At 35.0% G+C, this 1,594-nt stretch carries 1 protein-coding gene; it reads left to right on the forward strand.

Going from position 1 to position 1,594, the window contains the following annotated elements:
- Positions 1–557 precede the first annotated feature (557 nt).
- Entirely contained in the window at positions 558–1,484 is a 927-nt protein-coding gene (locus A3I7_RS0111865; RefSeq protein WP_018376954.1) for a glycosyltransferase family 2 protein, read from the forward strand.
- The last annotated feature ends 110 nt before the right edge of the window (positions 1,485–1,594 follow it).

Consider the following 1,594-nt stretch of genomic DNA (forward strand, 5'->3'; position numbering starts at 1 on the left):
GGGCTCAAATCAAAAAACACCTCAGAAAAGTATTGCCAAATTGCGATACTTTTCTTGAGGCACTTTTGTCCTGCTCTTGTTTCAATTAACTATATAATTCAAAATCGCATTTATTATACCATAATAAAAAAAAGGCTGCTATCTCAACAGGAGCCAAAAAGAATTTACCCCAAAAAGAATTTGACAAACTAGATTTTCTTCACTGCCTCTCAGTTTTAACATCAAGGAAATTTAAAACTTGAGATAGAACAAACAAGATTTGCAACGGTAGTACTAATCAGTTTTGAAATATAAAAACCGAATTTTTTTACCTATCACTATTTGATGCTCTAAATTTACATTATCAATTGCTTATGGTATGATAAGGTCAATACCATACCAAGATTGAATTATTCCGTTTATTTTACTATTTTAACGAATAAAGTACATTCGTTATCTTCGAACAATTCCAAGCAATCTTGTAAACTATCTTATAGTAGTCCTCTACAAAAATATCCTATCTCTCAACTTTAAAAATTCAGCATTTAACTGAATCATTCTCAGCAGAAAGTAAAGATATGCAACAACTCTCAATTATCATCCCTTGCTACAACGAAGAAGATACCATTCAACTATTTTTACAAGAAACAAAAAAAATCGAAGCGGATATGATGTCGGAACTCACTTTCGATTATCTCTTTATCAATGATGGCTCAAAAGATCAGACTCTTAATATCCTACGACATGTTTCACAAATCTATCCAAATGTCCACTACTTATCTTTCTCACGAAATTTCGGAAAAGAAGCTGCGCTTTTAGCCGGTTTAGAGGAAGCTAAGGGAGATTTGGTCACTGTTATGGATGTTGACCTACAAGACCCACCTGAATTGCTACCACTCATGTATGCTAAAATTTTAGAGGGCTATGATGTCGTTGGTACCCGTCGAGCCGATCGTAAAGGGGAACCCATTGTTCGTTCAGCACTTTCCAAATTATTTTATAAACTGATTAATCTTGTTTCTGATACTGAGATGGTGGATGGTGTCCGTGATTTTCGTCTGATGACTCGTCAAGTTGTAGATAGCATTTTAGAGCTTGGCGAAGTCAATCGTTTTTCTAAAGGAATTTTTTCATGGGTGGGCTATGATGTTATCTATCTCCCATTTGATAATCATGAACGTGTAGCTGGAAAAACTAGTTGGAATTTTTGGGGACTGCTCAAATATTCCTTGGATGGTTTTATCAATTTTTCAGAAATGCCCCTGACTATCGCCACTTGGACGGGAACTATTAGTTTTGTTGTTTCACTACTGGCTATTTTCTTCATCATCGTCCGCAAACTCTTATTTGATGATCCCGTTTCTGGTTGGGCAAGTACCGTTTCTGTCATCCTCTTTATTGGGGGTATTCAACTCTTTTGCCTTGGCATTATTGGAAAATACTTGTCAAAAATTTTCCTCGAAACTAAAAAACGCCCTGTTTATATCGTTAAAGAAAAAGCTTAAAAACTCTGCAATGTATGATATACTCCCCTTATAGTGGACAGTGAAAAAACAAAAATTTTCACTAGAAACTATAAAGGGAGTTTTATTATGTCCAAAAGAAGTCCAAAGTC

The organism is Streptococcus orisratti DSM 15617, from assembly GCF_000380105.1.
Taxonomy (GTDB): domain Bacteria; phylum Bacillota; class Bacilli; order Lactobacillales; family Streptococcaceae; genus Streptococcus; species Streptococcus orisratti.